The organism is Candidatus Krumholzibacteriota bacterium, from assembly GCA_016931295.1.
GTDB lineage: Bacteria > Krumholzibacteriota > Krumholzibacteriia > Krumholzibacteriales > Krumholzibacteriaceae > JAFGEZ01.
In genome coordinates this window covers 1-17539 of record JAFGEZ010000005.1, presented here as the reverse complement: position 1 = coordinate 17539, position 17539 = coordinate 1, and the positions used below count along the sequence as shown (strand labels likewise).

Sequence of the window (17539 nt, the reverse complement as noted above, 5' to 3'; positions counted from 1 at the left end):
CAACCGATGCAGTGGATCGATCATGCGGACCGCCGCAATAGTCATTGCCGTGGCGGTCGTCCAGCTTCTCGCCGCGCCGGCGACGGCCTCACCGTCGGCGACGAGCCCCGTGGACGTGCGGATCGTCACCGACGCCGAGGGATCGAAGTTTCTCGTGAACGGCGAGGATTTCATGATATTCGGCATGAACTGGGGCTACATGCCCATCGGCGAGAACTATCTCTACAGCCTGTGGGCGCAGCCGGACGACGTCATCGAGGAGGCCCTCGCGCGGGAGATGCAGCTGCTCAGAGCCATGGGCGTGAACGTCATCCGCCAATACGCGGGGATTCCGCCGCGCTGGGTGGAGCATATCTACGAGCGCTACGGCATCTACACCGTGGTCAACCACCCGATGGGGCGCTACGGTTTCACCCTCGACGGCGTCTGGCACCCGTCGGTCGACTACTCCGATCCGCGGATGAGGCAGGCCATCACCGCCGAGATCGTGGCGCTCGTCGACGAGTTCAGGAACACGAAGGGCATGCTCTTCTGGCTGCTCGGCAACGAGAACAACTACGGCCTGCACTGGGCCTCCAACGAGATCGAGGCCCTGCCCGAGGGGGAGCGCGACGCGGCCAGGGCGCGGCACCTCTACTCCCTCTTCGGCGACGTCACCGACGCCGTCAAGGCCCGCGACGGGCGCCCGGTGGCGATCGCGAACGGCGACATCCAGTACCTCGACATCATCGCCGAGGAGTGCCGGAACATCGACATCTTCGGGACGAACGTCTACCGGGGGATCTCCGCCCGGGATCTCTTCCGGCGGGTGAAAGACGAGCTCGGCGTCCCCGTGGTCTTCACCGAGTTCGGGGCGGACGCCTGGAACGCGCGCGAGATGCGCGAGGACCAGGTGATGCAGGCGCGCTACCTGGTGGGGCAGTGGCGGGAGATCTACGAGCAGTCCGCCGGCAAGGGCCGCGTCGGGAACGCCGCCGGCGGTTTCGTCTTCCAGTGGAGCGACGGCTGGTGGAAGTACCTGCAGGACAGCAATCTCGACGTCCACGATCTCAACGCGTCCTGGCCCAACCGGGCCTATCCCGAGGATTTCGTCGAGGGCGGGAACAACATGAACGAGGAGTGGTGGGGCATCACGGCCAAGGGGCGCCCCGACTCCCGCGGCCTCTACGAGGTCTACCCGCGGGCCGCCTACTACGCCCTCCAGAAGGCCTTCCGACTCGATCCCTACGCCGGGGGAACCGACCTCGCGACGATCGCCGAGCACTTCGGCGCGATCTCCCCCGTCATGACGGCCGTCGAGGCGCGCGGCGACAAGGTCGCGCTCGTCGCCGAGCAGACCGAGCGCGTCCGCGTGTCCGGCGTCCGGATGGAGTACGAGACGTTCAACACCGGCGGCACGGACATCAGCACGCCCGAGTCGGAATTCCCGCAGCTGAAGTTGCCCGGGTTCCAGGGCTTCGATCACCAGGAGTCCTTCTACACGGAGTTCGAGGTGAAGCCCGCGGAGAATTTCACCGGAAATCTCTCGATCAATATCCTCGGCAACGTCGCCGTCAATCCCATCGACGAGATCTACTACGAGAACCGCGGCCGGCGGCGGACGATCATCGCCGACGGGGAGCCCTACGATTTCAACGGGATCGAGCGGGTGAAGGTGTACGGCGCGTCCGTATCGTGGGACGATACCTGGTTCCATCTCGACGGCTTCTATCGCGTCGGCCACACGCACTGGGGCTACGAGGGGGATTTCTTCGGCCTCTACCGCGACGCCTTCTACGGCGAGAACATCGATATCTACAACAGCGATGCGCCGGTCGGCGTGGAGGTCAGCCTGAAGCGCGCCTTCGAGGGACTCAAGTTCGCCTACGGTCCGCAGCTCTGGTGGGGGGCGAACCCCTCGTTCTACGTGAAGTACACGCGCGCCTTCGGCCGGGTGGAGGCGACCGCCCTCTTCCAGGAGGAGTTCGCGAGCCAGAATGCGCTCACCTCGTCGATCGCCGTCCCGGTGCCCCCGACCCGCCGCGCGACGCTGGCCTTCAAGACGAACTGGGGGCGCCTCGGGATCGAGATCGGCGGCATCTGGGCCGGCTCGACGAAGGCCGGCGATCCCTTCCAGATCGTCGAGGCGACGGCGGACGGGTACAAGGTCTACGTCGACGAGATCAAGGACAGCGATGCCTTCGGCGCGAAGGCGAAGCTGACCTTCGAGACGGGGCGCTGGCACTGGTACGCGCAGTCCGCAGTCGCCGGTCTCGTCGCCGACGGGGGGCCGACGGCCATCTACAACTTCACCGGCTGGACGCTCAGGGACAGCGGCTGGAGCAACCAGCGGAACGTCATGTCCGGTATCGCCATGGACATCGGCAGGTTCCAGATCGGCCCGAACTTTCTCTGGCAGAAGCCGATCGAGGACCCCATCCCCGCCGACGCACCCGCTCCCGCGAGGCCGCGGAACGTGCTCGACGACCCCTTCGCCGTCCGCTACAACCGCGAGACGGTCGGCGCGGAGCTCGTTCTCGCGTACGATCCGACGCCCGCGACGTGGATGTGGGCATGGGACAACGATATGCGTGAGGACGCGAGTCTCGCCTGGAGCCTCGGCTACGTCTTCCGCCACCTTCCGACGACGATGGACGCAGGAATCGGGATCATGGAGGACGGCGTGACGTCGTTCCCCTTCCCCAACGCGACGCCTCCCCGCGACCTGTGGGAGGTGCACGCGCGCATCGTCTCCAGGCTCGCTCCCGGGCGGCGCGTCGTCGCCCATTTCTACGGCGGCTGGGCGGAGCCGAACGGCGAGGATCTCCGCAAGATCGAGCGCTTCGGGACGGCCGCGAGGATCACGTGGGGGCCCCTGGCCCTCGCGACCTTCGCGAAGTTCAACGACTGGGGGCCCTACGACTACCACCGTGATTTCAACTACACCTACCCCGTGCAGGTGATGGGGGACATCTCCTACGCGATCGGGTCGCCGCGGTGGTTCGCCTTCCCGCAGACGCGCGTGGGCATCCGCGGCCTCTGGCGGTCGCTCGACGAGTACTCCAACCGCTACTGCCCGGCCCTGGTGCCGGGCGTCGGCGGCGACCTCGTCTGCGACCCCACCGCCCCCGGCGACGGCTCCGAGTGGGAGATCAGGACCTATCTCCACGTGTCCCTGTAGGGGGCCGGGGGAGATCGTTTCGATGGGTGGCGTGCGGCCCGGCGATCCGGGCCCGGGAAGACGGAATCGATGCGGCCTTCGCGCCGGATCGGCGTGAGCGTCATTCCATGCTGTAGACGCGGACCCGGTCGACGAGCATCGTTTGCGGGAAGACGGTCGTCTCGTCGTCGGGCGGCCCGACGAAATTGCCGCCGACGGCGACGTTCAGGATGATGAAGAACGGGTGGTTGAACACCCAGCGACCGCCGGCCGGAATGTCCTCCGTCGTCACCGTGAAGGTGCGGGTGTCGTCGACGAACCAGGTAATGCGCGTGCGATCCCACTCGATCGCGAACACGTGGAAGTCCGCGTCGAACCCGTTCCCGGGAAGCACGTATCTCCGGCTGATCGCCGAGCCGCCCGAGTAGCCGGGACCGTGCAGGCTGTTGATGGCCACGTTCGGTTCCTGCCCGCGGTATTCCATGATGTCGATCTCGCCGCACTCCGGCCAGCCGACCACGTCGATATCGGTGCCAAGCAGCCAGAAGGCCGGCCAGATCCCCTGCCCCACCGGCAGGCGGATCCGCGCCTCGAACCGCCCGCGCGTCTGCGAGAAGCGCCCCTCCGTCTTGATGCGCCCGGACGTGTACTCCCGCCCGAGGTATTCCTCCCGCCGCGCGACGATGGCGAGGTTCCCCCAGCCGTCCAGGGAGACGTTTTCAGGCCGGTCGGTGTCGTACTCGAGCTGGTTGTTGCCCCAGTTCGTTCCGATGTCGAAGTCCCAGCTCGCCGAATCCGGCGACGTCCCGGCGTCGCCGTCGAAGGTGTCCTCCCAGACGAGCTTCCATTCCGCCGCGTCGTCGTCGCGATCACAGCCCGCCGTCGCGGCGAGCAGGAGGGCGATCGCGGCAATGAGCAGTGCCGCCGGCGGCGCTCCGACTCGGCTCGCGCGTCGATGTCTCCGGTATCGAGTCGTCACCGGCGTCGCCTTTCCTCGGCTATCGGCCGGCTCCGCCCGGTAGCCGGTAGAAGAACACGTTGTCGATGAAGGCCGTGATGTTCGCGCCGGAGATCAGGAGCTGGGCGAGATGCTCGCGGCTCTGCAGGCCCGTCGGCCCCATGAAGTCGGCGAGCGGGATGTCGAGGCCCACCCAGGCTCCCGCCGTGAACGGGGGGACCGAAGCGCCCGTGAAGGTGAGCTCCTTCTGGCTGTCGGGCGCGCCGCCATACACGCCGTCCTCGCCGAAGTCGACGAGTTTCACCTTGATGGCGGAGGTGCCCGGCGGCGCCCAGACGTCGATGTGAAAGAAGTCCATGTCGGCGGCGTCGACGAGGACCGTCTCGAAGAGGATGCCGGCGTAGACGAGGTTCGTGTAGGCCTTCACCGGGTTGCCGGCGATCGCGAAGTCGGCGACGTCCGCCTGGTCGGGCCAGTCGGCCGACCAGGAGTCGACGGTGATGTCGTCGTAGACGTCGCTGAAGAGGGAGATGACGTCGTCGGCGGGAATGGTCGGCACCGGCGCCGGCGTCGTCGGAGCGGGATTCGCCGTCAGGGTGACGGCTCCCGAAGCCGGCACGTTTCCGAGCGCCGCCGTGATCGTCGCCGTGCCCGGACCGACCACCACGATGTTCCCGTCGACGACCTGCGCGACGGTGTCGTTCGACGAGGCGAAGGAGAAATAGCCGGGGAGGTGCTCGACGGTGACGTCCGTGCCGTCGACGTCGAAGGTGACGCTCGTGCCGGAGATGTCGACCGTCGCGCCGACGAAGGCGCTGGCGGCGCCGGGATCGAGCACGGGACGCGGATTGGAGACGAGGCCGGTCTTCTCGTAGACGATATCGTCGAACCAGATCTGGTAGGAGACGTTGTCCGACTCGTACCCCTCGGCGAAGAAGAAGAGCCCCTTCTCCATCGCGAGCTTCGCCGGGAGCGGGATCGGGATGATGTACTTCGTCCACGTCGTGGTGAGGGACAGGTTGTTCACGGACGCCTCGTAGATGGAGGTGCCCGTGTTGTCGTTCGCGATGCCCGCCGTATTGAGGACGGCCGGGCTCTTGCTCGCCCGTGCCCAGAAGGTGAGGGCATCGTACCCGCTGAAGTCGCGCGGGACGTTGGCCACGAACGCGCCGCCGGCGAACCAGCCGGAGGGATCGTCGGGGCCGGGCACGGTCACCTCGAGGGCGGTCGTGCCGCTGTGTATGGTGGTGGTCGTCGTCTGTAGCGCGTCGAGCTTCGAGTTGAGGAATGCCTGGAAGTCGACCCCCTGCCCGAAGGCGTCCGTGAAGACGACCGGGTCGGTGCTGATCGGCGCCGGATCGAGCGAGCCCGTGTCGCGGCCGCACCCCGCGATGACGACGAGGGCCGCGATAACGGCGGCGACGCGGCGTATCCTGGGTCCTGTCATGTCGTGCCTCCGTGATTTCCGGATTCGTTGTCGCGCGATCGGAAAAATCTCCGTCCGGTGTCGCCGGTCGAACCGTCGGGACGCGTCCGTGACCCGTCCGGCTGACGGCCGTTTCCGCGGAACGGCGCGCGCGCCCGTTAGGAATATAGGCGCGCCCTTCCGGGCCGGTCAATAATGCTTTTCAATGCGGCGCGACCGCGGGCCGCCAGCCGGGCGCCTTCAACGTTCAGCAGGTCGCCGGCGAACCGCCTCGCGACGGCGCCGGGCCCGAGAATCCCCCATCCGATCCCCACGTTCAGCGTTTCCCCCTATGGCACGTCCGCGCCGCGGGAGGCCCGGAGGATCCGGAACCAGTCCTCCCGCGAGATGTCCGTGCCGGACGCCGCGACCGATTCGGCGATCCGCTCCGGGTTGCCCGTGCCGATCACCGGGACGATGTTGGCGGGATGGCAACGCAGCCACGCGATCGCCAACCGGTCGATCGAGCCGATACCCCGCTCCTTGCCGATCTCCGCCAGCTCGCGGAGGACCGCGGAGGCCCGTTTCGACGAGGCGTCGAACAGCGCCCCGCCGCCGAGGGGGCTCCAGGCCATGGGCGCGATGCCGAGCCGCTGGCACGCGTCGAGCGTCCCGTCGTCGAGGGCCTCGGTCTGGAGGACGGAGCATTCGATCTGGTTTGTGACGAGCGAGAACGGGAGGCGCGATTGCAGCAGGTCGAACTGCGACGGGGTGAAGTTCGAGACGCCGAAGAAGCGCACGAGGCCGCGCTCGCGCAGCTCCGTGAAGGCGGCAGCGATCTCCGCCGCGTCCATCAGCGGGTCGGGGCGGTGGATGAGCAGGAGGTCGACGTAGCCGGTGCGCAGGCGTTTCAGCGAGCCCTCGACCGAACGCAGGATGTAGGCGCGCGACGAGTCATAGTGCTTCACCACGGGGTCGGTTGCGCCCGGGCCGGGGATGCGGATGCCGCATTTCGTGACGAGCCGGACATCCTCCCGCGCCACCGCCATCGACGAGAAAGCATCGCCGAAGAGCGACTCGCACGCCTGCCCGCCGTAGATGTCCGCATGGTCGAAGGTGTTCAGGCCGAGTTCGAGGCAGCGTTCGATCAGTTCGCACAGCTCCGGCCGCGCGAGTTGCCAGTCCCGGAGGCGCATCATGCCGAGCGCGACGCGCGACAGCTCCGGGCCATCATTCGACAGGTAGATCGTCTCCAACCCTTTTCCCTTCATGCCGGCGACGTGTTCCGTCGTCCGCGGGCGCAATTCCTACCGTGTCCGCGCGGACCGGTCGGTCCGCCCGTCGAAAGAGAGGCCCTCGACCGCTTCGACGACGCCGCCCTTGCCATCGGCGAACCGGAGCCGGAAGGCCGGATTGCCCTCGAGGGCGAAGGTGCGCTCGTCTATCGGCACGAGACGGTACTCGGGGCCGTCCCCGCGCCGGTAGAAGAGCTGGTCGCCTCGCCGGAAGATGTGGCGTTCCCCGTACTCGCCGGCCAGGCGATCGAGGAGCCGGACCGGCAGCTCGGGCGGTCTCTCCGCCTCCAGCCGCATCTGCGCGCGCGCCCAGTCGAGCAGCCGAGCCGCCTCCGCGTCCCCCGGCCGTGCGGCGAGGGCCGCCTCGAAGTCGGCGGCGGCCGCCGCCGGGTCCCCCGCCTCGAAAAGCCACACGCCGCGGGCGGTCAGGACACCCGCCGTCAGTGGCAGCTCGTCGACGAGTTGGCGGGCGATCTCCATCGAGCGCGTCGCCATCGCCCCCGAGTAGAGCGTGAGGAACTCGCGTGCGAGAGGCGGGTCGGTCTCCCACAGCTCGAGCGCCGTCTTCTCGACGGCCGCCTGCATCCCGAGCGCCTCCGCCTCGAACCCGTCCCATGTCTTCCGCACCATCCCGATCGTCCGGGCGTAGTCGCCGTCGACGAGCCGGCGGTAGAACTTGAAGAGCCCGCCGGAGGAGGCCGTATCGAGCGCGAAGGTCTCCGGCGGCATGTGGAAGTGGAAATCCACGCGCTGCGCGCGGGCCGTGTCGGCGCGCAGCGGGGCGGCCTGGAAGGCGGCCGGGATCCGCGTGATCCCGAGATACCACGGCACGAATCCGCTCGTGCAGGGGGGCTCGAGGGCCCGCCAGACGACCGTGCCGATCGCGGGGGGCAGCCAGGAGCGCTCCTGGATGATCGTCGTCCGGTGGGTCGTGTTGCAGCAGATCGGCCGTCCCGGCGCGTGGTGCGGGGAGAGCCGGTAGCTGTCGGTCGAGTCGAGGGGGGTGCCCTCGTAGTGGTCGCGGAAGATCGCCATGAGATCGGCGACGGAGAGCTTGCGGTCCGGCGTGGCCGAGACGGGGAGGACGCCGGTGCGCGCCTCCCGCCACGAGACGGGGAAGCCAGCGTCGACGAGCCGCCCGAGATCCCACTGGCGGTCGGTGTTCGCGAAGTGGGTGAAGAGGTTCCGGTGGGCGTACGTCGCGGCGAAGTCGAAGGGCTTGCCCGCGTCCGGATCGTACCAGCCGCGCTCGACGGCGTACTCGACGAGGCGGGGCGAGCAGACGAAGTTCTCGCGGTCGGCGGGATCGACCTCGCGGATGCTGTAGGTGTTGGCGATGATCGCCACCTCGTCGTCTTGCACGCGGCGGGCGACGTACTGCTTGCCGCGCACCATCTGGAGTTGCCAGGCCTCCGCCGGGCCGACGATGTGGAGGCATCGCCCGCTCGCGTTGTAGCCGTGGCGGTCGAGGAGATCGGCGGCGATCTGTACCGCCTCGCGCGCCGTGCGGGCCCGTTCGGCGAGGATCATCCGCAGCTCGAAGGCGAGGCCGCCGTCGACGAGGTCGCCGCGCGCGGCGACCTCCTCCACCGGGTCCTCGCGCGAGAGGCAGGCGTTGCTGCCGATCGCGACGCCCCACTCGTTCACGACGTTGTTGGAGAAGGAGGTGCCGGGGCCCTGGTCCCACATGTAGGCGTACGTCTCGGCAACCTGGGGGATCGCCCCGCCGTTCTCGAGACGCAGGACCGAGCCCGGCGCGTATTGCCGTCGGGGGATGCGCCAGAGGAAGTCGATCGAGGCGGGGGTGTCGTCCTCGCTCTTGGCGAAGAGGATCGAGCCGTCGACCGTGGTGCCGCGGCCCGCGATGAGTCCGGTGCAGTTGCACCATGCGTCGAGGCCGGCCGGAACGCCGGCGGGGGGCGCCGCGGCGAGGACCGGCGCGAGCAGGAGCAAGGCCGCGAAGAGTATCGTGAAACGTTTCATCCGTGTCACCTCGCAGAGCGGATTGGGGCGGGATCGTTTTACCGGAGCGTAGCATATTCCCGATGCGATCGGACAGGATTTCGCTCGTCCGCGACCGGTACGGGGATCGGCGGCGCGCGCGGGGCGACACGGTGCCCGGCATCGATCCTCCAGCGCGGAAAAGACTTGCGTTCGACCCGCTTATTGTCTACTATGTTGGTGTATAAATGGAGGTGGTTTGTGCGTCTGTCCACGCGTTCACGGTACGGCCTGCGGGCGATGGTGTCGATCGTCCGGGCGAAGGGCGACCCGGTGACGAGCGACACGGTGGCGGCCTGCGAGAACGTGTCCAAGAAGTACCTGGACCGGATCCTCGGATCGCTGCGAGCGGCCGGCCTGCTCGAGAGTCACCGCGGCAAGGGGGGCGGCTACGTGCTGGCGCGGTCCCCCGAGCTGATCACGGCGGCCGACGTCGTCTCCGTCCTGGAGACGGGAAACGGCATCGTGCCCTGCGTGCCCGACCCCGGGGCGTGCCCGAAGTACGACGGTTGCCCGACGCGGTCGGTCTGGGAACGGCTCGCGTCGGCGATCGACGGGAGCCTCGGCGGCGTTACCCTCGCCGAGTTCGCCCGCGACGACGACTGACGACACGAACGAGAGGAGCGCAGACATGCGCCATCGCCTCCGCGCAACCGCCGCGGCGTCCGCCGCGTTCACCCTGACGATTCTCCTGTGCATCTCGAACGGCTCGGCCGCGTTCGTGCTCGCCGGCGAAGATCTCGTTCTCTCCGCCGACACGGCGATCGCGGTGCCCGGCTACTCCGTGCCCTCGTTCGTCCGGTGGGACGGCGACGACCTCCCCGATCTCGTCGTCGGACAGGGCGGCTTCGGGTACGGCCCGGGCAAGGTCCGCGTCTACCTGAACACCGGCTCGCCCGGCGCTCCCCGGTTCGACGACGGATTCGTCCACGTCCGGGCGGCTGGCGTCGAGATCGCGAGCCAGGAGGGCGGCTGCATGGGGATCTTTCCCCGCGTCGTCGATGCCGACGGCGACGGGCGCACGGACCTGCTCTGCGGCGAAGCGGAAGGGTTCATCCGCCTCTACACGAATACGGGGACCGACGACGCCCCCGTCTTCGACGCCGGACGCTACCTCGAGGTCGGCGAGCCGGGGGCCAAGGCGATCATCGACGTCGGGCAGCGCCCCACGCCGATCGTCGTCGACTGGGATCTCGACGGGCGCCGCGATCTCCTCGTCGGCGCCAAGGACGGCTACCTGCGCATATTCCGCAACGAGGGGACCGATGCGGCGTGGGACTTCCGCGGGTCGGCGCTCGTGCTGGAGAACGGCTCGCCGATGTTCGTGCCGACGGCCCGGCCGAGTCCGCAGCTGACCGACCTCGACGGTGACGGCAGGCGGGATCTCCTCGTGGGGAACACCGAGGGGAACATCCTCTTCTACCCGAACGTCGGCTCGAACGACGATCCGGCCTTCTCCGGCTTCACGTACGTCGAGGCCGGCGGAGAGACGATCGACCTGCCCTTCACCCCCCGCGCGCGCCCCTTTCTCTGCGACTGGAACGGGGATGGCCGCGTGGACCTGCTCGTCGGCTCCTCGCCGGGGAACGTCCGCGTCTACCTCAACATCGACACGACGACGGGCGTGGCCGACGGCCTGCCGCCGGCCGGCCTCCCCGCCCGGCTCGACGCGCCGTGGCCCAATCCCTTCAACCCGGTCGTCACGGTGCCCTTCGTCCTCGAGCGGCGGCAGCGCGTGCGGATCACCGTGCTCGATGCGCGGGGCGCCCTCGTCGCCGTCCTCGTCGACGGCGAACGGCCTGCCGGCGTGCACGAGGTCCGCTGGACGGGCGGGGGAGCCGGCGGCGGTGCGAGATCGGGCGTCTACCTCGTCAGGATGCAGTCCGCCGCCGGCGCGTTCTCGCGGAAGATCGTCCTCCTGCGTTGATGGCGGGGGGCAACGCGGGGCGGGAAAAAAGGGGCGGGTCCAGTCGACCCGCCCCCGTCGATTCCGATCGCCAGCGTGCGAAGCTACTTCATCATCGACTTTATCGCACCCCAGGTCCCCTCCTCGGTGCCGACTGACTTGTCGACGCACTCGTGGATGATGACGCCGTTGGCGAGATCGAAGTTCTCGCCCATGATGTCGATCGAGACCCATTCGGGGTTGTAGTCGTAGACGATCCAGTCGAAATCATAGTGCGTGTACTCGGCCGTCAGGTCGGTGAAGGGCACGGCAGGATCGCCGAGCATGGGCACGCGCTCGATGTAGAGCGCCTCGTCGAACGGGGCGCCGGGGAATTCGGGGATCGGCGGCCAGGTCTGGCCGAAGCCGAGGTAGGACCAGTCGGGCGTCGACCAGTTCACCGCGAAAACGAACTCGCTGGGGTAGTCGGTGTTGAAGGCCCGCAGGTCGAACTCGATGTGGATGATCTTGCCCCGCTGCCAGTCGAGGGGATGATCGTAGAACCACTGGTTCACCCAGCCCGACGGGTACTCGACCCAGGGCGGGTAGGGGAATCCGACGGGTTCGAATCCGGTGCCGGCGCCGCAGATGTAGCCGCAGCGCGCCTCGACGGCGCAGAAGGTGTCGGTGATGGGCTGCGCCACCGCCGAGCCGACGAGCGTGAGCAGCGTCAGGGCGGTCAAGAGCAGAATGGCCTTTTTCATTGGAGAGCCCCCTCCTTGCGATGCATGTCCCCGCCGGCCGGGAAGCCGCCGGGGGATGTCTTTCCCAGGGAAAGCAGTGATTGAACGGGTCGGCTGCGGGCGGCACGCGCCGCCGCCTGGAGCCTCATGATCGCCGTCTCAGCCGATACGCATCAACTCCTTCCGGCAGGGGGAGGCCGGGAGCAAAAAACACCCTTGCGGGCTCGGTCCGCGCCGCGCCTGCCCGTTTTCCCCCCCGGTTTTTCCGTTGGTCCCGATGAGCCCTGTTTCCGAGTGGGTATTCTATCACAAACGCAAAACGGTTTCAAGTACGCTCTCGGCAATACGCGTGCGGCACGCGCGCAAACCGTCCCTGACGCGACGCTTGCGGACCGCGCGAGAATATTGTAGATATCAGGTCAGGTATTCGCCGGGGCATGGCGCGCGGCAATCGGGAAACGGCCGCGGAGAGGCCGCCGGTCGGGAACGACATCGAAAGGAGCCCGTGGTGACAGGGATGTCCGTGCGAAGGATGGCAGCCGTGCTCGTCTCGGCGGCCGGTCTCCTCCTGGCCCTCGGGTGCGGCGGCGGCGCCCGCGAGGAGGCCCCGGCCGACGGGATCGGGTGGCTCGCCGACGTCGATTCGGCGCTGACCCTCGCGAAAACGCTCGGCGCGCCCGTCATGATCGATTTCATGGCCGTCTGGTGTCCCCCCTGCCGCAGGATGGAGGACACGACCTTCTGCGATCCGGCCGTCGTGGCGAAGGCCCGCTCCTTCGTGACCGTCCGGATCGACGTCGACGAGCAGCGCGATGTGGCGGTCCGCTATGGCGGCAACGCTCGCAAGTACGGTGGCGTGGGGATCCCCAACATCCTCTTCCTCGGTCCGTCGGGAGAGACCGTGAAGCACGTCGTCGGGTTCCAGGGCCCCGCCGAGCTCGTCGCCGCGATGGATTCGGTTCTCACCCTCGCCGGCGCGGCCCGCTGAGTTGGCCCGCCGGCGGGAGGCACGCGATGACGAAGCTCACGCAGCGGGATGTGCGGGAATTCCGGCGGACCGTCCTCGACGCCTACGCCGAGCGTGGCCGGCCCGGTCTCCCCTGGCGTCTCACGAACGATCCCTGGCTCATCCTCGTCTCGGAGATGATGCTCCAGCAGACGCAGGTGCCCCGCGTGGCCGAGCGGTACGGCGATTTCTGCCGGCGGTTCCCGGCGCCGGCGGACCTCGCCCGGGCCGGCCTTGACGAGGTCCTCGCCGCCTGGAGCGGCCTCGGCTACAACCGCCGCGCGATGTATCTCCACCGCGCCGCCCGCGTCATCGTCGAGCGGCACGGCGGCGCCGTGCCTGAGCGATACGGGGATCTGCTCGCCCTCCCCGGGATCGGCCCGGCGGCGGCCGGCGGCATCGCCGCCTTCGCCTTCGGCCTGGCCCACCCCTTCATCGAGACGAACATCCGCGCCGTCTTCATCCACCACTTCTTTCCCGGCCGGCGCGAGGTGCGCGACGCCGAGATCCTCCCCCTCGTCGAGCGGACGCTCGACCGCGACGATCCGCGCACGTGGTATTACGCCCTGATGGACTACGGCGTCGAGCTGAAGCGCCGTGACCGCGGCATCACCGCCCGCGGCGCCGACCGCTCACGCCAGGCCCCCTTCGCCGGCTCCGACCGGGAAGCGCGCGGTCGAGTCGTGCGGGCGCTGACGTCGGGCGGGGGCATGACGATACCCCAACTCGCCGCGGCGACCGGTCTCGAGCGCGAACCACTCGAGCGCGTCGTGGCCCGTCTCGTCTCCGAGGGGATGCTCGAGCGCCGCGGTGGGCGGGTGCGGGTGGATACCAGCCGCGGCCGCGACGATTGACTCGGGGCAGCGAAAAAATGTACAATATAAAGAGATAGGCTGCGTCCGCGACGGGCCGCCGCCCATGGTTGCCCCCGCCCGGCATTCCCTCGAACCAGGGACGTTCGATGACCGCGGAGATTGTCCCCGCGTCAGACCCGCGCCGCCGCGGGGCCCGCATGGGCGAACTGACGAAGCACGTGATCCGCTCGTACGACGAGCCGGTCATCCGCGCCTACTGCCGCCTCCGTTTCCTCATCATGAACATGCGGATCATGGAGGAGATCGAGCAGTACCTGCCGCGGGAGGGGACGATCCTGGATGTCGGCTGCGGATTCGGGTACTTCTCGGTCCTCTTCGCCTCCTGCGCGCCGCGGAGGCGGATGATCGGCTTCGACGCCGACCCCCGGCGGATCGAGATCGCCCGGCGGGTCGGCGGCCGCCTCGGTCTCGACGGCCGCGTCGACTTCCGCCGGTGCGACGTGGCCGACTATCCCTTCGAGGAGCGCGTGGACGCGATCTTCGTCCTCGACCTGCTCCACCACCTGCCACGGGAGCTCGCGCCGCGGCTCGTCCGCTCCTTCCGCCGGGCCCTCGCCGACGACGGCGTCCTCGTCGTCAAGGACGTGACGCGCCGTCCCAGGCACAAGCTCCTCTTCACCTGGCTGCTCGACCGGCTGCACTACGGCTCCGGGCCGCTCAACTACTTCGGCCGCGACGAGATGCTCGAGATGATCGGGGGGGAAGGCTTCGACGTGAAGCACCATCACCTGCTCGACGTGCTCCCCTATCCGCACGTCATGTACGTCTGCCGGAAACAACGGCCGGACGGACAGGTCACCGCTTGAGGTCCCACCACCCGTACCAGCCCATGTAGACGACCGCCTTCTGCTCGATTTCCTGGTCGCCCAGGATACGGCTCTCCCAGATATACTCCGCGCCGACCGAGAGGACGAGGCCCTCCATCGTGTAGGTGTCCAGCGCGATGCCGACACCGGGGCCGAACGTGTTGTTCCAGTCGAGACGCTCGGTGTCCCAGCGGTACTGCAGGATGCCGTAGGTGTTGAGCGTGGTGTTGCCCCATTTCGCCCAGTCGATCCCCTGCCGTATCCAGCCGTTGAGGACGAGGTTGTCATCCCCCTCCTCGGGCAGGTGCCAGCGGAGGTCGCCCCAGGTGGCGCCGCGGAACCCCTCGATGGCGAGCGCGCCGGCCGGCAGCGCCGCCGCGGTCGCCGCGACGATGCAGGCCCCGATGATGAGTTGCGTCGATCGTTTCATGTCTAGATCCTCCCGTAGATCCTCGCGTCGGTCACGCCCCACGAGTGTTCGATCCTGAAGTCCTCGAGGAGCACGTAGTTGCGTTCGATGTATTCCCGGTAGCCCGTGCACGGGCAGAAACTGCCGTAGTAGAGGTCCTCGCAGACGATGAAATCGGTGGCCGGGCCGGCGCCGGCCCCGTCGCCGTCGATCCCCGCCGCGGCGAGCGCGTTCTCGAGCTGCACGAAGGTGGCGCGCGGATACCGCTCGCCGAACACGTAGGTGTAGATGACCCCGTCCCAGCCGTTCATCGCCACGGTCATCCCGTCGTAGCCGTTCTCCTCGAAGAACTCGATGAGCGGCGTGACGTCGGGATACTGCCGCTCGAGCCAGCGCATGTTGTAGAAGCCGTAGGCCCAGGCGATCACGAGGACCGCGGCAGAGAAGAAGACCCGGACGGCCCTGACGCCGCTGCGCATCGAGAAGAGCGTGCCGATGTGATCCACGCCGAGCGCCGCCGCGGGGGAGAGGAAGACCAGGGCGAAGATCATGTTCTTGTTGACCGACTGCTCGGAGCCGGTCACGAGGTGCAGGAGGATGATCGGCGCCGACATGGCGGCCAGCAGGATCGCCGTTTGTCCATGCTTCGCGCGGAAGCAGCCGAAGACGGCGAGAAGGAATGCGAAGGCCACCCAGCGGAAGGCCCAGTCGGCGAGGACGCCGACGGGGACCTGCGTGAGCGAGCGGACCGTCTGGATGTGGCCGTACATGTTCCTGAGCGGCGGGTAGGGTACGGCGAAAAGAAACCACGCGCCGAGGGCCGCCGCGGGCAAAACGAACCAGAGCAGGGTCCGTCTCGTTCCGTTGCGGAACCACACCCAGGCGAGAAACGCCGGGACGAAGACCGGCACGACGTACTTCACGGCCGCGGCGATCACGAGCGCGGCGGCGCCGGCGGCGAGCGCGGCGGCGCGCAGCCGCTCCGTGTCGACCCGCTCGGCCGCGACGACGGCGAGGAAGGCGAGACCGAGGAAGAACGCGGCGAGCATGTCGTAGGTGGCCAGTTTCATCAGGTAGAGGGTCTGTCCGGCGAACATGAAGAGCGCCGCGGCGATCACGCCGAAGCCGTCGCCGAGGAGGAGGCGCGTCGTCAGGTAGACGACGACGGTGAGCGCCAGGCCGAGCAGGATGTTCAGCCCGCGGGCGGCATGCAGCCCGCCGAGGCGGTCTGCCAGCGCCGAGAGCACCGGGTGGAGCGTCACCGAACCCGTCGCGAAGGGGCAGCCGGAGCAGGGCTCGCCGCGGAGGAACTGGTTGCCGATCTCGATGTGGAAGGCCTCGTCGATGAAGACGGAGTTGTAGTCGATCGTGAAAACGCCGAGCGCCAGCCCGTAGAGGAGGACGAGTCCGAGGAAAACGCCGTTATGCCGGTTTCCGAGATGCATGATCTATCGAAGCGTTCCGGACTTCCGCGCGTACCAGGCGGTGTAGCCGACCTTGAAGGAACCGGGCTGCGAGAACCGGATCCCCGTGCGATACTCGGGGTAGGAACCGATCACGTGCCGGCGCATGCGGACGACCTCGCCGGGGATCGGCACGAGCTCCCCGCCGATGCCGGCGTAGAGGTTCACGCGGTCGCCCGGCGGCAGCTCCTCCCACGTGGTGATGAGCGCGCCCGTCTTCGAGATGTTCCTGATCACCCCGTAGGAGAGCGATTCGTGCCCGTTGCGGACGACGACGGGGACGAGTCCCTCGTGGCGGCGGGCGCGCCGCACGCGCCGGTGTTCGCGGTCGTGCCGCCGCTCGAGCCAGGTCCGGTACCGGTCCTCGTATTCGGCCATGAACTTGTCGACGGAGAACTCGTGGAGGTAGCGCGTCATCTCGTCGCGCACGACCGTCTCGATCCCGGTGAAGTGGAGGCCTGCGCGCGTCGCGTGGTAGCCGTTGACGCGGACCGAGCGCTGGTGGACGATGCGGCCCCGCGCGGCGATCCTGCCGCCGGGAACGACGAACTCGAGCCGCATCTCCCCCGTCGGCGGCCGCGCGCCGGTGAGGATCACCGAGGCGCCCCGGCCGGTCAGGTCGTCGGCCACGGCGAGCCGGCGGACGATGCGCTCGCCGTCGGAATATCCGCAGACGACGGGAACGGCGTCGCTGATGCGGAAGTCCTCGCGCCGCTGGACGAACTTCTTCCGCGCGTAGAGGATGATCCCGATTGCGAGGCCGCTGTTGTAGAGCGCCCAGAGGCTGTTCACCGCGACGATGAAATCGTCCCCGCGCCGCCCGAGGAGAAGCTGCGCGAGGGCGAATACGATCGCGGCGATGCTCACGAGTCCCACGAACGCCTGGACGGCGACGAGCCCCCAGGCCATCGGCGCGTGCCTGCCCTTCGGCGTGACCTGGAAGGAGGCGCGCCGCGGCAGCAGCACCATCCCCAGCGTCTTCATGTAGGCGACGAACTTGCCCATGCTGAACTGCTCGAGCAGGAGGATCCCGCCGTATCCCCGGCACATCTCGTTGAAGGCGAAGAGGGAGAGCGCGTAGTAGGGGATGAAGTGCACGAGGTAGGCGATGTCGAGGGCCCGCATCGGCAGGACGCCGGTGACGAGTGCGATCGGCGGCGTCAGGTAGAAGACGAGCTTCTGGAAGCCCTCGAGCGGGTAGATGAGGCTCTCGAAGTAGCAGAGCCGCTGGGCAAAACTCAGCCCCGGCAGGAAGAGGGGATTCGCCTTGAAGAAGACCTGCCACCCGCCGTGGCCCCACCTGGAGCGCTGGATGAGAAAGGGGCGGATCGTCTCGGCGGCGATGCCGTAGGCGAGCTTCTCGCTGTGGTAGGCGCTCCGCCACCCCCGTGCGTGGATGCGGATCGAGGTGAGCATGTCCTCGGTGATCGATCCGGTCTGGAAGCCGTCGATGTCGTCGAGGGCCTTCCGTCGGAGGACGGCGCAGGAGCCGACGAAGTAGGCCGCGTTCCAGCGGTCGCGCCCCGGCTCGATCAGCGAGTAGAAGAGGGACTG

The 17539-nt window shown here is 68.4% G+C and carries 14 protein-coding genes; 6 read left to right on the top strand and 8 right to left on the bottom strand.

Translation table 11 applies throughout. The annotated features are described in order from the left end of the window. Nucleotides 1–22 precede the first annotated feature (22 nt). Nucleotides 23–3160: a glycosidase gene (locus JW876_02265; protein MBN1884335.1), complete on the top strand. Its 3138-nt coding sequence runs from the start codon at nucleotides 23–25 to the stop codon at nucleotides 3158–3160. A 100-nt stretch (nucleotides 3161–3260) separates the two neighbouring features. On the opposite strand, the gene JW876_02260 is transcribed toward JW876_02265, so the two are convergent. The 4 genes from JW876_02260 to JW876_02245 form a co-directional block, all read right to left on the bottom strand. Beyond that, on the bottom strand, nucleotides 3261–4058 hold the full coding sequence (locus JW876_02260) for a glycoside hydrolase family 16 protein (protein MBN1884334.1): 798 nt from the start codon (nucleotides 4056–4058) through the stop codon (nucleotides 3261–3263). A 79-nt stretch (nucleotides 4059–4137) separates the two neighbouring features. Beyond that, nucleotides 4138–5544 carry a hypothetical protein gene (locus JW876_02255; protein ID MBN1884333.1) on the bottom strand — a complete coding sequence of 469 codons (1407 nt, stop codon included), beginning with the start codon at nucleotides 5542–5544 and terminating at the stop codon, nucleotides 4138–4140. Nucleotides 5545–5852: 308 nt separating this feature from the next. Then, a complete protein-coding gene (locus JW876_02250) occupies nucleotides 5853–6758 on the bottom strand; it encodes an aldo/keto reductase (protein ID MBN1884332.1) in 906 nt (301 codons plus the stop codon). A gap of 51 nt (nucleotides 6759–6809) precedes the next feature. After that, on the bottom strand, nucleotides 6810–8780 hold the full coding sequence (locus tag JW876_02245) for a C69 family dipeptidase (protein MBN1884331.1): 1971 nt from the start codon (nucleotides 8778–8780) through the stop codon (nucleotides 6810–6812). A 219-nt stretch (nucleotides 8781–8999) separates the two neighbouring features. Here JW876_02245 and JW876_02240 point away from each other — a divergent pair, with 219 nt between their 5' ends. Both JW876_02240 and JW876_02235 read left to right on the top strand, forming a co-directional pair. Continuing rightward, a complete protein-coding gene (locus JW876_02240; GenBank protein ID MBN1884330.1) occupies nucleotides 9000–9404 on the top strand; it encodes an Rrf2 family transcriptional regulator in 405 nt (134 codons plus the stop codon). Nucleotides 9405–9429: 25 nt separating this feature from the next. After that, entirely contained in the window at nucleotides 9430–10725 is a 1296-nt protein-coding gene (locus tag JW876_02235; protein ID MBN1884329.1) for a VCBS repeat-containing protein, read from the top strand. A gap of 83 nt (nucleotides 10726–10808) precedes the next feature. On the opposite strand, the gene JW876_02230 is transcribed toward JW876_02235, so the two are convergent. Then, a complete protein-coding gene (locus tag JW876_02230; GenBank protein MBN1884328.1) occupies nucleotides 10809–11447 on the bottom strand; it encodes a hypothetical protein in 639 nt (212 codons plus the stop codon). Nucleotides 11448–11934: 487 nt separating this feature from the next. Between JW876_02230 and JW876_02225 the strand changes: the two genes are divergently transcribed. From JW876_02225 to JW876_02215, 3 genes are all read left to right on the top strand, one after another. Further along, nucleotides 11935–12414, top strand: a complete 480-nt coding sequence (locus tag JW876_02225) for a thioredoxin family protein (GenBank protein MBN1884327.1) — start codon at nucleotides 11935–11937, stop codon at nucleotides 12412–12414. A gap of 26 nt (nucleotides 12415–12440) precedes the next feature. Further along, nucleotides 12441–13286 (top strand): A/G-specific adenine glycosylase, encoded by an 846-nt coding sequence (locus JW876_02220; GenBank protein ID MBN1884326.1) that lies wholly within the window; start codon nucleotides 12441–12443, stop codon nucleotides 13284–13286. 158 nt (nucleotides 13287–13444) lie between these two features. Next, nucleotides 13445–14113, top strand: coding sequence for a class I SAM-dependent methyltransferase (locus JW876_02215; GenBank protein ID MBN1884325.1), 669 nt, complete (start codon nucleotides 13445–13447; stop codon nucleotides 14111–14113). Here JW876_02215 and JW876_02210 read toward each other — a convergent pair. From JW876_02210 to JW876_02200, 3 genes are all read right to left on the bottom strand, one after another. After that, on the bottom strand, nucleotides 14103–14543 hold the full coding sequence (locus JW876_02210; protein MBN1884324.1) for a hypothetical protein: 441 nt from the start codon (nucleotides 14541–14543) through the stop codon (nucleotides 14103–14105). The two genes, JW876_02215 and JW876_02210, sit on opposite strands and share 11 nt — an antisense overlap. Before the next feature lie 2 nt (nucleotides 14544–14545). Further along, nucleotides 14546–15967, bottom strand: coding sequence for a hypothetical protein (locus JW876_02205; GenBank protein ID MBN1884323.1), 1422 nt, complete (start codon nucleotides 15965–15967; stop codon nucleotides 14546–14548). A gap of 3 nt (nucleotides 15968–15970) precedes the next feature. Beyond that, the coding region (locus JW876_02200; protein MBN1884322.1) for a PilZ domain-containing protein at nucleotides 15971–17539 on the bottom strand (1569 nt) is incomplete at its 5' end.

Excerpts from the sequence above, each read along its gene's own strand:
- JW876_02265 (MBN1884335.1), top strand. The coding sequence starts at position 23 with ATGCGGACCGCCGCAATAGTCATTGCCGTGGCGGTCGTCCAGCTTCTC.
- JW876_02255 (MBN1884333.1), bottom strand. The coding sequence starts at position 5,544 with ATGACAGGACCCAGGATACGCCGCGTCGCCGCCGTTATCGCGGCCCTC.
- JW876_02245 (MBN1884331.1), bottom strand. The coding sequence starts at position 8,780 with ATGAAACGTTTCACGATACTCTTCGCGGCCTTGCTCCTGCTCGCGCCG.
- JW876_02235 (MBN1884329.1), top strand. The coding sequence starts at position 9,430 with ATGCGCCATCGCCTCCGCGCAACCGCCGCGGCGTCCGCCGCGTTCACC.
- JW876_02230 (MBN1884328.1), bottom strand. The coding sequence starts at position 11,447 with ATGAAAAAGGCCATTCTGCTCTTGACCGCCCTGACGCTGCTCACGCTC.
- JW876_02220 (MBN1884326.1), top strand. The coding sequence starts at position 12,441 with ATGACGAAGCTCACGCAGCGGGATGTGCGGGAATTCCGGCGGACCGTC.
- JW876_02215 (MBN1884325.1), top strand. The coding sequence starts at position 13,445 with ATGGGCGAACTGACGAAGCACGTGATCCGCTCGTACGACGAGCCGGTC.
- JW876_02210 (MBN1884324.1), bottom strand. The coding sequence starts at position 14,543 with ATGAAACGATCGACGCAACTCATCATCGGGGCCTGCATCGTCGCGGCG.
- JW876_02205 (MBN1884323.1), bottom strand. The coding sequence starts at position 15,967 with ATGCATCTCGGAAACCGGCATAACGGCGTTTTCCTCGGACTCGTCCTC.